Source organism: Pontibacter mangrovi (assembly GCF_006385705.1).
GTDB classification, from domain to species: Bacteria; Bacteroidota; Bacteroidia; order Cytophagales; family Hymenobacteraceae; genus Pontibacter; species Pontibacter mangrovi.
The window spans coordinates 127,450-141,050 of the sequence record NZ_VFRQ01000001.1 but is presented as its reverse complement, the minus strand read 5'-3'; the positions used below and the strand labels follow the sequence as shown (position 1 = coordinate 141,050).

Here is a 13,601-nt window from a genome sequence, read left to right as displayed (position 1 = left end):
CTCAAACCTCAAAACCAAGTGCCTGAACACACCGATCTTATACCTGGCAAACGCCCCTTGCAACTGCGCTGGCTCCTGAAAATGGCCTCGCGCGACAGCCGCCGCAACCGCGGCCGGTTGGCTTTGTTTGTTTCCTCCATCATACTTGGCATTGCGGCCCTGGTGGCAATTAACTCTTTTGCCGATAACCTGCGCACGGATATAGACAAACAGGCAAAATCCTTGATTGGAGCAGACCTTGTCATTGCCGCACACAAAGAGATAGAGGATGAGCAGCAGCAACTGCTGGACTCCATCGCCGTGGGGGGCGATCGCTCTGATGAGGTGCGCCTGGTGTCGATGGTGCAGTTCAAATCCTCGGGTGGTACTCGGCTAGTGCAGGTGAGGGCTCTGGAAAAAGGGGGTTTTCCATACTATGGGGCTATTGAGGCTGAGCCGCAGCGCGCGAGCAGCACGTTTCGGGAAGATGGGCGAAAGGCGCTGGTTGACCAGACGCTCCTGCTGCAATACAACGCCAAGCCCGGCGACTCGATACAGGTGGGCAAGCAGACATTTGTTATTGCGGGGGCCTTGCATAAAATCCCCGGCCAGACGGCCATGACGGCCACGATCGCGCCGGCCGTATACATCCCGCGGCGCTACCTGGATGAAACAGGCCTCTTGCAAAAAGGAAGCCGCGTAAGCTACTACCACTACTATAAGCTTCCTGCCAAAACAGACCCTGACAAGCTGGTAAAGAAGCTGGAGAAACGGCTGGATGAGGCGGGTTTTGGCTACGACACCATCGAGAGCCGCAAGGAGAGCACCGGCAAATCTTATGAAGAGCTGGCCCGTTTTCTGGCCTTGGTGGGCTTTGTGGCGCTGCTGCTGGGCTGTGTGGGCGTAGCCAGCGCCGTGCATGTATACATACGTGAGAAATTGGCGACTATTGGTGTGCTGCGCTGCCTCGGCGTTAGCGGTAAGCAGGCATTCCTGATCTACCTGTTCCAGGTAATGGCCATGGGATTTATCGGCTCCATCGCTGGGGCTGTGCTGGGCAGCCTGATTCAGCTGTACCTGCCCGAACTGTTTAAGTCTTTCCTGCCTGTGGAGGTAACCGTGGCCGTATCATGGGCCGCGATTCTGCAGGGGATTGCCATTGGCGTGGTGGTGGCCGTGCTGTTTGCGCTGTTGCCGCTGCTATCTATCCGTAACATCTCGCCGCTCATTACGCTGCGCGCAGGCATTGAGCACGTTTCCAAACGGCCTGATAAGCTACGGTGGGGGGTATACTTTCTCATTCTGGCGTTTATATTCCTGTTCTCATACTTCCAGCTGGGTACCTGGCTGCAGGCGCTCGCTTTTACAGGCGGGGTGCTGGTAGCCTTTGTGGTGCTGGCGCTTATCGCGCGCGGTATGATGTGGCTCGTAAAGCGCTTTTTCCCGGTAAGCTGGGGCTATGTTTGGCGCCAAAGCCTGGCTAACCTGTACCGGCCCAACAACCAGACGCTTTTACTCACGGTATCCATTGGTCTGGGCACAGCGCTCATTGCCACGCTTTTCCTGATGCAGCGCCTCCTGCTAAGCGAGGTGGCCTTCGCTGCCAGCGAAAATCAGCCGAATATGGTATTGTTCGACATACAGACCGCGCAGAAGGACGCCGTAGCAAAACTCACGAAAGACCAAGGCCTTCCGCTGCTGCAGCAAGTACCCGTTGTTACCATGCGCCTGGAAGAACTAAACGGGCTGACCGGAGCCGACGTAAGGGCCGACACGACGCTGGAAATTTCAAAATGGGCATTTACGAGAGAGTTCAGAGTTACCTACCGCGACTCTTTGATTAGCTCTGAGAAAACGGTCGAGGGAGAGTGGCTGGGCGAAGTGAAAGATCCAAACAAGCTGGTTCCGATCTCTGTGGAGGCTCGTTATGCAGAGCGGCTTAAAGCGGGCTTAGGCGACACTTTGGTATTTAATGTGCAAGGCGCGCTGATACCTACTGTTATTACGCACCTGCGGGAGGTGGAGTGGAACCGGGTGCAAACAAATTTCCTGATACTGTTCCCGAAAGGGGTGCTGGAGGAGGCGCCACAGTTCCATGTCCTCATGACCCGCACCCAAACCGATGAGCAGGCGGCACGGTTCCAGCAGACGCTGGTGCAGCAGTTCCCGAACGTTTCAGCCATTGACCTGGGGCTGATCCTGGAAACGCTGGACGATATATTGGGCAAAATATCCTTTGTAATTCGTTTCATGGCCTTGTTCAGCATCAGCACAGGCCTGCTGGTACTGATCGGCTCCATCAACAACAGCAAGTACCAACGTGTGCAGGAAAGCGTGCTGCTGCGCACCTTGGGGGCAAGCCGCAGACAAATACTAGGTATAAACGCGTTTGAGTATTTATTGCTTGGCGCACTGGCCGCCGGCACCGGCATCATACTAGCCGTGGCCGCAAGCTGGGCGCTGGCGCTTTATAGTTTTGAAGTAGCCTTTGTACCGGACCTCTCTCCGCTGCCGCCTGTGTTTGCCGGCATAACTGCCTTAACCGTATTTATCGGCATGCTCAACAGCCGCAGCATCCTGAACCGCCCGCCACTGGAGGTGCTCCGTCGGGAAACGGCATAGAGACGCCAACAGCTATCAAAACCTGAGCAGCTAAACATAATTGTACTGGGGCTGGTACAACTATAAAAGTTACCTCTAGAAATTTATAACCCAGCTAATATATAAACTATGAAAACAGAGACCGATAAACGAAGAACAGCACTGATCACCGGCGCCTCAAATGGCTTTGGGATGGAGTTTGCCAAACTGTTCGCAAAAGATGGGCACAACCTGATACTCGTTGCCCGCAGCACTGAACGCATGCGCAAGCTTGCCCATTACCTGCAGGATGAGCACCAGTTAGAGCACGTCTGCGTAATCACAGCCGACTTGACGCGCCCGGAGGCACCGCGGGAAGTATATGAGCAGGTAAAAGACAGCGGTTTAGAGGTTGATTTCCTTATTAACAATGCCGGTGCCGGTGTGCACGGTTTTTTTAGCGAAACAGACTTAGGCCGTGAAAAAGCCATTATGCAGCTGAACATGATTACCCCGGTAGAGCTCACCAAGTTGTTTCTGCCAGACATGAAGCGCCGCAACTTTGGCAGAATCCTGAACCTGGCTTCTACGGCTGCCTTTATGCCATCGCCGCTCCTGGCAATTTATGGTGCAACAAAGGCGTTTATACTTTCTTTTTCAGAAGCGCTTTCAAATGAGCTGAAAGATACGGACATAACCGTAACAGCTCTTTGCCCAGGGCCCAGCAACACCATGTTCTTCAGGAGAGCCGGCGCAGCGCATACCCGTGCGGCAAACGGCAGCCTTTCGGAGCCGGAGGAAGTGGCCAAAGACGGGTACGAAGCCATGATGCACGGAGAAACACGCATTGTCTCAGGCCTGAAAAACAAACTGCAAACCTCCACCTCCAATTTCCTGCCCGACATGGCACTGGCAGCCACCATGCGCTATATGATGGAAGAAGAACCTGAAGAAGGACCGACAGGTGAGGCGAAGCATGAACCCAGCGAGGAACATCAGAAACAATAAAATATAATAGCCCCGGCACAAGTTACAAGTGCCGGGGCTATTCATTTTGCCCAACCTATAAAAACAAACAGGGATCTTTATACAAGATCCCTGTCTTTCAGAACATAGACAACGAATGCCATCTGTTCTTGTTTCCTTTATATACGTTGCTGCAGAATGCAGGTTATACTCAGAAAAGAAATTTTTAATAACTGCTTGATGCTAGCATCACCAATGTGCAGTGGTGCAGGGTTTCAATGTCAGCCTCCTGCGCCATCTGCTCCAGCTCAGGGTTTTCCGTGCCTGGGTTGAATATGATGCGCTTTGGCTTTAGGTTCAGAATATAATCATACCATACCGGCTGGTTACGAGGGCCAACATAGAGCGTCACAGTATCCACATCTTCAATAGGCTCCGTTTTATCGGTGATGATCTTTTTACCGCCTACTTCAGCATTCTTTATACCTACCGGCACTACCTCGTGCCCATGCTGCTGCAGCCTGTGCACCGCTTTATAAGCATAGCGCATTGGGTTATCAGAGGCGCCTAATACAACAGTTTTTTTCATATATCTAGTAAAATCAGGTTCAACAAAAATTATACTATTGTACTTCAAGTATAAACCAAAGGTTAAATACAATTAGGGGCACCAAAAGACAATGCCTGTAAACCACTATTAGCATGAATTTTATACTTAGCAAGATCAACTTCTTGTTTAAGATGCTGATATACCTGCCCGGACAGCGGCCTTCTCGGCACAGCGCTCGCCGTCCATGGCTGCGGACACGATACCACCTGCGTAACCGGCCCCCTCACCACAAGGATACAGACCTTTTACCTGCACATGCTCCAGCGTCTCGCGGTCGCGGGGAATACGGACAGGGGAGGAGGTGCGACTTTCCACGCCTACAATTTGGGCTTCATTGGTCAGGTAGCCGCGCATTTTGTTGCCAAAGGCCTTAAAGCCCTCGCGCAGCCGGTAAGCCGTTTCATCCGAAAACAGCTGGTTCATATCAACCGGCACCAACCCGGGCTGGTAAGATGTCTCTAGAAGTTCTTTGCTTTGGCGGCGGTTTACAAAATCTTTTAACAGCTGTGCCGGCGCGGCCTGGGTGCCACCGGCCATTTCACAGGCTTTCTGCTCCAACGCCTGCTGCATGTGTAATCCAGCCAAAGGACCATACTTCTCCAGCTCCATGTCCTCCAGTTCTATGGCTACTACAATGCCGGAATTAGAGAACCGTGAGTCTCGGCGGCTCGGCGACATGCCATTCACCACCACCTCACCGGGAGCCGTAGCAGAGGGAACAATAAATCCGCCCGGACACATGCAGAACGAAAAGATGCCGCGCTGCTTCCCGTTGAAGTGCGTCTGGTGCACCAGGGCGTAAGACGAGGCCGGCAAATAGGGTCCGCGGTCCTCGCACTTATACTGGATGCTATCGATCAGGCTTTGCTGGTGCTCTACCCGCACGCCCATGGCAAAGGGTTTAGCCTCTATCAGCACCTCTTTCTTGTGCAGTAGCTCAAAAATATCGCGGGCGCTGTGGCCGGTGGCAAGTATAACCGACTCGCCCAGGTGCTCCACACCGTCCTGCGTCACCACCCCGCGCATTTCGCCACGCTCCAGTATAAAATCTGTAACCCGCTTATCAAACAGTACCTCGCCGCCTGCGTTTCTGATCGTCTCGCGGATAGCCTCTATGATTTTCGGGAGTTTGTTCGTGCCGATGTGCGGGTGTGCATCAAAAAGTATATCGGCCGTAGCGCCATGCTGCACAAAAATATGCAGGATACGCTGCAAATCGCCGCGCTTTTTTGAGCGGGTATAGAGCTTTCCGTCTGAGTAGGTGCCGGCTCCGCCTTCACCAAAACAATAGTTGGAGTCAGGGTTAACCGAATGTTCTTTGTTGATGGCTGCCAGGTCACGGCGGCGGCTACGGACATCTTTGCCACGCTCCAGCACCACCGGCTTCAGGCCTAGCTCAATGCAGCGCAAGGCAGCAAACAGACCAGCCGGACCGGCTCCCACAATCACCACACGCTTGGCATGGGTAACATCCGGGTAAGTATACGTTGGGGTCACAACCTCGGCAGGAGGGGAGTCCAGGTATACATCAGCGCGAACCCGCACCTGCACCTGGCGGCCACGGGCATCGATGGAGCGCTTTACATGGTGCAGAAACTTCACGTCCTCCTGCAGTACTTTGGCACTTTTCAGAATCTCCCTATCAAGCTGCTGGGCATCAAAGGCCAGCTCTGGAGGAAGCACCAGATCCAATTCTTTCTTTCTCATTTATAGCAGGTAAGGTAGTTAGCCTTAAACTTTAAGATTAATGGTTAAATGGCTGAATGTTTAAATTGCTATTTGACACCTCAGCTGTAGTTTGTGTATAACACCGCAAAATAAACGCAAATTCAACCTGATGTAAAAAAGTCACATCCCGGACTAATAGACACCGCTAATTCCTAAACTAGTATGAAATCAGGAAACAGATTATCCTCCGGAGACCTATCAGCTCTCTTTTTCAAAAACAATGTAACAATCTAGTAATGCAGCAATTTAAAAATCCCCGTTCAGCACCTTTTCAACCCAGCCTTTGCCCCATTCGGCTATCTCTTGCTCGGTCCAAAGCTCAGGGTAAAAAATGCGTTTCTGGAAACGCGGCGGCAGGTACTTTTGCCAGTTAGTGCCTCCGGTCGCGGCAATAATATCGGGGTCGCGCTGCAGGTAACGCACAGCAGACTTATAGTGCATCAGCGGCCAGTTCACGTTCACGTTGCTGTCCAGGTCGCGCATGGCCTGCTGTAGTTTGGGGTTCTGCTGCGCTTCCTCAGGCAGGTTCTTGTACACATGCCACACGTTCTTGTCGGTATATTCTTTGGCAAAGCTGATGAGCTGCTGCGTATACTTCTCCTCGAACTGTATCAGGGTGAGCGTTTTGGCGCCGGAAGCCACTTCGGTAGCGCCTTCTTTCCAGTAGATGCAGCCAATCATCTCCTCCTGCGTGCTCTCCAGCCCTAAAGCGGCTCGTTTAGCTTTGTCCACCAGATTACGCAGGTCTGTAGAGGCGATCTCAATCAAACGGTATTGCACCGATTGAAAGCCACTGGCTGGCATCAGCGCCATCCGGAACTGCAGGAATTGCTTCGGATCCATGCCGTCCACCATCACATCAAACGAGTTGATCAGGTTATCGAAGTACCGGTTAATGCGGATCAAGCGTTTCTTCAACACCTCTGCAGTAATCTCTTTATCTTCACCAATTTGTCGAAACTCCTCCAGGCACAGCTTAAAGTATAACTCCGTGATCTGGTGATACATGATGAATATCTTTTCATCCGGAATATTGGTGCGCGGGTTCTGCAGGCTCAGCAGCGTATCCAGGTGAATATAATCCCAGTAGGAGAGGAAGTTTGTATGGTAAAGGCCCTCCAGGTAAGCTGCCAAATCCTGGCCCAGAGGCACATATTTCTCCTCCAGGCGCTTCAGCTGTTCCAGCACTTCGGGCTTAAAGGCATGTTCCATTTTTAAAAACTTTAGAAGTGGTAAGTGCAAAAATAAGAAAACATTCCCACCCTGCCGCACCAAAGCGGCAAAATAGAAAAAGCTCTATACTGATCTAAATTTATACTTACCGCAGCCCAAAGCCAGGTCTTTTGTAGCCCGATATTTTAAGTTAGTAGACAAATACCATGGGTTAGTAGAATTATATCGAAAATAAGCTTAAAATAGCGTAAAGCTGGCGCGTAATTGCTAAATTTGGTTTTTACAATATTGAAAGAATGGCAGAGAAAAGCAGTGTTTTTGACATGATTGGCCCTGTGATGATTGGCCCGTCCAGCTCGCATACTGCTGGGGTTGTGCGTATTGCCCGTGCGGCGATCCGTATTTTAGGTGCCGCCCCCGAAGAAGCGATCGTTACGTTCTATAACTCGTTTGCCCGCACCTACGAGGGCCATGGCAGCGACCGGGCCATCGTAGCCGGTCTTCTTGACTTTAAAACGGATGATAAGCGCATCAAAGAAGCCTTCGACCATGCCAAAGAACGCGGGCTAAAGTATACGTTCCGCTCTATCGGAAACGCCTCTACCATGCACCCGAACACGATTAAACTGAACCTGAAAGCCGGTGGCCGGGAGGTAGAGGTGATTGGACAGAGCCGTGGCGGCGGAGTTATTAATATTGCAGAGGTAGATGGCTTTTCTGCCAACTTCTCGGCAACGCTGCATACTTTGATCATCGATGCTGCCGACGTGAAAGGGAGCATCGCCTTTATTGCCTCCGTGCTGGCCCACGACGATTGCAACATTGCCACCATGAGCGTGTCGCGCAAAGGCAAAAACGAACGGGCTCGCCAGTTTATTGAGATGGACTCGGGCATAAAGCCCATTACGCTGGAGTACTTGCGCCAGCTCGACTGGGTGAAGCACGTGGTATACATCCCTAACATTGACCTATAACAAAGTATAGCCACTATGAAAAAGACATCACATGTCCTTTTGCTTGCCTTGGGACTGACAATGGCTGGCGCATCGCTAGCCCATGCGCAGCAGGACCCCAACGGCGATGGCGTCTGGACGCTGCAGGAGGCGGTGGATTACGCCCGTACGAACAACCTGCAGGTGCGCCGCAACATGCTGAGCCGGAAGTTAGCACAAACCGACTTGACGCAGTCGCGCTTTAGCAGGCTACCTTCCATAAGCGGAAGCTCGTCTTACAACTTCAACTACGGTACCTACGTGGACCCTACCACGCAGGACCTGCGCTCTGAGCAAAGCCAGACAAACAGCTACCAGGTTAGCGCCTCGGTTCCGTTGTTTATGGGTTTTCAGCAGGTTAACAGCATCAAGCAAAACGAGATTGACCTGCAGGCAGCGGAGCAGGATGTGATGTCGCTGCAGAATGACGTCTCGCTGCAAATCGTTACGTCTTACCTGAACATACTTTTTGCAGATGAGTTGATCAAGCTGTCGCGGCAGACCCGGGACCTGACCAAGCAACAGCTGGACCGTACCCGCATCCTGTTTGAGGCTGGAAGTGTGGCAGAAAATGCAGTATTAGACCTGGAGTCGCAGTACGCAGCAGACGACCTGGAACTGATCAATGCCGAGAACCAGCGCGATATTTCGCGGCTTAACCTGATGCAGTTGCTAAATTTGCCTGCCTCTCAGGAGTTTCAGGTGGAGATACCAGACATACCTGAACCTGACCAGGAGCCATCAATGCTGGATGAAAACCTGATCTACGACACAGCCGTGCAGACGCAGCCAGCCATAAAAGCTGCTGACCTGCGTATTCTTAGCGCCGGAAAAGCGCTTGATGTGGCTCGGGGAGCCTACTTTCCACGACTTTCCATGTTCGGAGGCATTAACACCTTTTACTCCAGTGCCCGCGATTTCACCATACCGGAACAGGGAGGTTTGGAGCGTACAGCACTAGGGTTTACAGATGCTGAAGGTACGAATCCATTCTACATTTATACTCCCTCCACTAGCTTCAGGCGGGAAGAGTATGCCTACATGGACCAGTTGAAAGATGGAGTTGGTAAGAATTTCGGGTTCTCTCTGCAAATACCAATTTTTAATGGATTACAGGTCCGCAGCAGCGTGCAGCGGGCCAGGCTTCAGCAGCAAGATGCTGAAATTAATGCTGACATAGCTCGTAACAACCTGCGTCAGACAATAGAGCAGGCTTATGTAGACGTCCTAGCGGCACAGCGGCGTTATGTATCGGCAAAGGAACAGCTGCGGGCCGCCCAGAAAAACTACAGCAATGCCCAGCTTCGCCTGAACGCCGGTGTCATCAATACGGTGGACTTTAACATTATCGCAAATAGTTTCCGCTCGGCGCAGTCCAACCTGCTGCAGGCAAAGTATGAGTATACGTTCAAACTAAAAGTCCTGGATTTTTACCAGGGCAAAGACATTTCTTTCTAAAACTATGGCAAAGAAAAAATCAAGGCTGATCCCGATTCTGATCGGCGTGCTGGTGCTAATACTGGCATTTATAGTTATCGCGAAAATGGCGGGCTGGATTGGCAAAGAAGAAGGCACCGAAGTAGTGTTGGCAGAAGCCAAGCCTACTGATATCGTGGAAAAAGTGAGCGCCTCCGGCAAAGTGCAGCCTGAAACAGAGGTGAAGATCAGCCCGGACGTATCCGGCGAGATCATTGAGCTGAATGTAGAGGAAGGCGACTCCGTGGTGAAGGGCGAACTGCTGCTCCGTATACGCCCTGATAACTACCAGTCGATGGTGGATGCGCAGCAGGCGATGGTAAACACGCAGCGTGCTAACCTGGCACAGGCAAGGGCAAGGCTGGCGCAGGCACAGGCTAACTTTACGCAGGTAGAGCAGAACTACAAGCGCAACAAACCCCTGGTAGACCAGAAAGTGATCTCTACTTCAGAATGGCAGGAAATTGAATCCAGCTACCTGGCCACCAAAGCCGAAGTAGAGTCTGCCAAGCAAAGCGTGAGAGCATCGGAGTATAATGTGCAAAATGCCCTGGCCTCCCTGAAAGATGCCCGCGAAAACCTGAACAAAACTACCATATACGCGCCGGTTAGCGGTACCGTATCGAAACTGAACGTGGAGCAGGGCGAGCGCGTAGTGGGAACATCCCAAATGGCAGGTACAGAGATTATGCGCATTGCCAACCTCAACAACATGGAAGTGCGCGTAAACGTGAACGAGAACGATATTATCCGTGTAGCGCTGGGCGACTCAGTAGAGGTAGAGGTTGACTCCTATGCCAGCCGCGACGAGAAATTTAAAGGCATCGTAACTGCCATTGCCAACACAGCCAAAGACGCCACCACCCTGGAAGCCGTAACGGAATTCGAGGTGCGCATCCGCCTGCTGAACAAGTCATACGACCACCTGCGCGAAACGACCGCCCGTCCTTTCCGCCCGGGCATGACAGCCTCAGTGGATATTATTACAGACAGAAAGAACGATGTATTGGCTGTGCCGCTCTCTTCGGTGACAACCCGCTCTGCCAATGGCGAGGAAAACAAACCTAATAGCGAAGACCAAGAGGAGGAAAACGACCAGAATCAGCCAAACAAGCAGGAAACTGCCCCGGCGCAGGTAGAGGAAGTCGTGTTTGTGTATGATGAGGCCACGAATACAGTGAAGTCCGTAAAAGTTGAAACTGGCATCAGCGACTTTGAGAACATCCAAATCCTGAGCGGCGTCACCAAAGGACAGAAAATAGTGGCAGGTCCTTTCCGGGCTGTGTCTACGTTGCTGAAAGACGGTGCCAAGGTGGCGGTTAAAGATGAGAAATCGCTTAACAAGCAGGCCATTGCCGCTGAAACGAACGAAGATTAAGAAATAGATTGGAAAAAATAGCAGTACTAGGAGGAGGCAGCTGGGCTACAGCCCTGGTCAAAGTCCTCTCAGAGAATAAATCGCAGGTTAACTGGTGGATGCGCAACGACGCGGATGTGCAGCATCTCATCAATTTTAAGCACAACCCGCGCTACCTGAGCCAGGTACAGTTTGATTTAAATTATGTTAAACCCTCCTCTGATATTGAGGCTGTGGTGGCCTCTTCGGAATGGGTGATACTGGCGGTGCCAGCTGCATTTGTGCAGCTGGCACTTGCCAATTTACCGACAGATGCGCTAAAAGGTAAAGCAGTGGTTTCAGCCATTAAAGGAATGGTTCCGGTCGAAAATACGCTCGTAACGGATTTTCTGAAGCACCACTACAGTGTGCCGGAAGAGCAGCTGCTGGTAATTGCCGGCCCCTGCCATGCGGAGGAAGTAGCCCTGGAGAAACAGTCATATCTCACCATCGGCTCGCACAACATGCCGGCTGCCGAGCATTTCTGTGAGCTGCTGCGCAACCGCTACGTAAAGGCCAACCCCCTCGACGACCTGGACGGAATTGAATACTGCGCTGTGATGAAAAACATCATCGCCCTTGCCTGCGGCATCGCTCACGGGCAGAACTACGGCGATAACTTTCAGGCGGTGCTGGTATCCAATGCCATGTTTGAGATAGAGCGTTTTCTAGATGCCATGGTGCCCCTCCACCGCGCCCTCAATGGCTCAGCTTACCTCGGTGACCTGCTGGTGACAGCCTACTCTCAGTTTAGTCGCAACCGTACCTTCGGCAACATGATTGGGCGAGGCTATACAGTAAAATCGGCTCAGGTAGAGATGAACATGGTGGCAGAGGGCTATTACGCGGTGCAAAGTATACATGAGCTGAACAAAAAGCTTCAGGTAGCGATGCCCATCACTTCTGCCGTTTATAACATACTGTACGAGCGCATCTCTCCTGCAGTAGAGTTTGCCATACTTAAGGAAAAGCTAAAGTAAATTTATCAGGCGCGTGTTCGGCTCATATTATTATCACCCAGGGCACGGTAAACGCCCATAATGGTTATGGCTGCGGCAAACAACATACTATAGATCACATTTAGTACAAGCCCTTCAGAAACAGAAATGTACTGGAGCTTGATTTGATGGAGCAGGAGCACCAGCAGAGCTGCGATCACGCAGCCAGCCAAAGAAAACATGAAGGCTCTGCTGAATGTTCTGTCTGGAAGCCTGTCGATGAGCGTTTGGCTTTTTAGGTGCCAGTGGAGCGGCTGCGCCTTGCCTTTGCGTATGGCAGCGCGTGTTAGCCTAGTGGCAAACCATCCAAGGACGAAGCCCAGCACAGCACTATAAGCAAAAAGAAAAGAAGCCATACTTTTCTGGCCCCACAAAGAAATATCAGCCTCTTCAGCCCAAAACGAACTTACTAGTGTTGTAGAAATTGCTGCACAGGCCACGGCAAACAGCACAACCAGCATAATGAAAAATCTATAGTTAAGGCTTAACAGCATAAAGTTAGAGTTTTATATTACAGATACTTATACTAATATTAGGCCCATCAGGATTTATACTTTTGTTTAACTAACCTGCCGCTTCGTATAAGCATCGTACTTGCAAAAAAGCAAAAGAAGCCAGCGCCGTAGCGCTTATAAACCTGAACACCTGATTAATGAAGCGGCACTTTCAGCAGATAGACGTGATAAAAGGAGTAGCTATTTTGGCGGTGCTGCTGCTGCACTCTTTTACGCGCCAACAGCTGGAAGATAGCTATGCCGTATACCATATCTGGCAGGCGGTACCGCTCTTTATGGTGGTGATGGGGCTAAACCTGGGCATATCGGTGCAGGGAAAAGAACAGCGGCTGGGGCAGCTTTATACCCGCAAGTACTTCACGAAAAAGGCAGCCCGCATCTTCGTGCCATTTCTGATCATATTTATAGCCTCTATTCTGGCAGGCCTACTATGGGAGGCGGTAACGCAGGAAAAAGTGCTGGAATTTAACGGCTATACCTGGCTTGGTGTACTGCCCGTCACTGGCCGCGGAAACTATTTCATTACCTTACTACTGCAGTCGGTGCTGCTGCTACCGATCATGGGGTATGGCTTTGCACGGGCACCTGTTATTACTACGGCACTTCTGGTCTTGCTTGAAATTGCTTTTCAGCTTTGGGCTAGCAGTTACAGCTATTTTGATGCAAACAATTACCTGTACGATGCTGCTTTTCCAAGGTACTTCTCTGCTGTGGCTTTCGGGTTCTGGCTATCAAGACTGCTCGGGGAGCCTTTTAAAGGGAGGCATTTTATTTTTCTGGGCTCTGCCGCTTTTGTGGCCATTGTTGTGCTATACCTGCTGGTATATGATGTGCTTAGCGTAGAATACCTCGTGCGGCCTGAATGGCAATTACAGCAACCGCTTACCTTTGGCTATGCCGCCATGCTGGTGTGGCTGGGGCTAAAACTTCTTCCCTCTACCTCCAGCGCCATCTGGCTTCAGCTACCCGCAGAGCTCGGCAAAGCATCCTACCATATCTTTTTGGTGCAGGTGGTATACTTTGGTTTAGCCGACCAGGACCTGCCGGTAACTATCAACCTTTTGCTGCCAGTGAGCCTGGGTTACCTGTTCTTCAAGTATGAAAAAACGCTTTTGTTTGGTAAAGTATAACTTGCGATTCTTTTGAACACAACCTTTTAAATCTCCTGTTGTCTTTAAACCTAGCATC

11 protein-coding genes are annotated in these 13,601 nt (G+C 51.3%); 7 read left to right on the top strand and 4 right to left on the bottom strand.

What is annotated here, in order from left to right; all coding sequences use genetic code 11:
* Positions 1-18 precede the first annotated feature (18 nt).
* Complete coding sequence (locus FJM65_RS00625; RefSeq protein ID WP_317131331.1) at positions 19-2,601, top strand: ABC transporter permease; 2,583 nt, start codon at positions 19-21, stop codon at positions 2,599-2,601.
* 108 nt (positions 2,602-2,709) lie between these two features.
* Positions 2,710-3,567: an SDR family NAD(P)-dependent oxidoreductase gene (locus FJM65_RS00620; protein WP_140618308.1), complete on the top strand. Its 858-nt coding sequence runs from the start codon at positions 2,710-2,712 to the stop codon at positions 3,565-3,567.
* Positions 3,568-3,751: 184 nt separating this feature from the next.
* Here the strand turns inward: FJM65_RS00620 and FJM65_RS00615 are convergent, their stop codons facing one another.
* From FJM65_RS00615 to FJM65_RS00605, 3 genes are all read right to left on the bottom strand, one after another.
* The gene (locus FJM65_RS00615) at positions 3,752-4,114 is read right to left on the bottom strand and encodes a CoA-binding protein (protein WP_140618306.1); all 363 of its coding nucleotides are present in this window, start codon (positions 4,112-4,114) and stop codon (positions 3,752-3,754) included.
* 147 nt (positions 4,115-4,261) lie between these two features.
* Entirely contained in the window at positions 4,262-5,842 is a 1,581-nt protein-coding gene (locus FJM65_RS00610) for an FAD-dependent protein (RefSeq protein ID WP_140618304.1), read from the bottom strand.
* Positions 5,843-6,109: 267 nt separating this feature from the next.
* The gene (locus tag FJM65_RS00605) at positions 6,110-7,075 is read right to left on the bottom strand and encodes a tryptophan 2,3-dioxygenase family protein (RefSeq protein ID WP_140618302.1); all 966 of its coding nucleotides are present in this window, start codon (positions 7,073-7,075) and stop codon (positions 6,110-6,112) included.
* Positions 7,076-7,332: 257 nt separating this feature from the next.
* Between FJM65_RS00605 and sdaAB the strand changes: the two genes are divergently transcribed.
* Genes sdaAB through FJM65_RS00585 form a run of 4 tightly spaced genes read left to right on the top strand, consistent with a single transcriptional unit; the run spans position 7,333 to position 11,880 of the window.
* A complete protein-coding gene (sdaAB, locus tag FJM65_RS00600) occupies positions 7,333-8,010 on the top strand; it encodes an L-serine ammonia-lyase, iron-sulfur-dependent subunit beta (protein WP_140618300.1) in 678 nt (225 codons plus the stop codon).
* Positions 8,011-8,025: 15 nt separating this feature from the next.
* A complete protein-coding gene (locus tag FJM65_RS00595; protein ID WP_140618298.1) occupies positions 8,026-9,486 on the top strand; it encodes a TolC family protein in 1,461 nt (486 codons plus the stop codon).
* A 4-nt stretch (positions 9,487-9,490) separates the two neighbouring features.
* Positions 9,491-10,882, top strand: coding sequence for an efflux RND transporter periplasmic adaptor subunit (locus FJM65_RS00590; RefSeq protein WP_140618295.1), 1,392 nt, complete (start codon positions 9,491-9,493; stop codon positions 10,880-10,882).
* A gap of 8 nt (positions 10,883-10,890) precedes the next feature.
* Positions 10,891-11,880, top strand: a complete 990-nt coding sequence (locus FJM65_RS00585) for an NAD(P)H-dependent glycerol-3-phosphate dehydrogenase (protein ID WP_140618293.1) — start codon at positions 10,891-10,893, stop codon at positions 11,878-11,880.
* Between the two features lie 5 nt (positions 11,881-11,885).
* Here FJM65_RS00585 and FJM65_RS00580 read toward each other — a convergent pair whose 3' ends face one another.
* Complete coding sequence (locus tag FJM65_RS00580; protein ID WP_140618290.1) at positions 11,886-12,392, bottom strand: hypothetical protein; 507 nt, start codon at positions 12,390-12,392, stop codon at positions 11,886-11,888.
* A gap of 158 nt (positions 12,393-12,550) precedes the next feature.
* On the opposite strand from FJM65_RS00580, the gene FJM65_RS00575 reads away from it, so the two are divergent.
* Positions 12,551-13,543: an acyltransferase family protein gene (locus FJM65_RS00575; protein WP_140618288.1), complete on the top strand. Its 993-nt coding sequence runs from the start codon at positions 12,551-12,553 to the stop codon at positions 13,541-13,543.
* Positions 13,544-13,601: the final 58 nt, after the last annotated feature.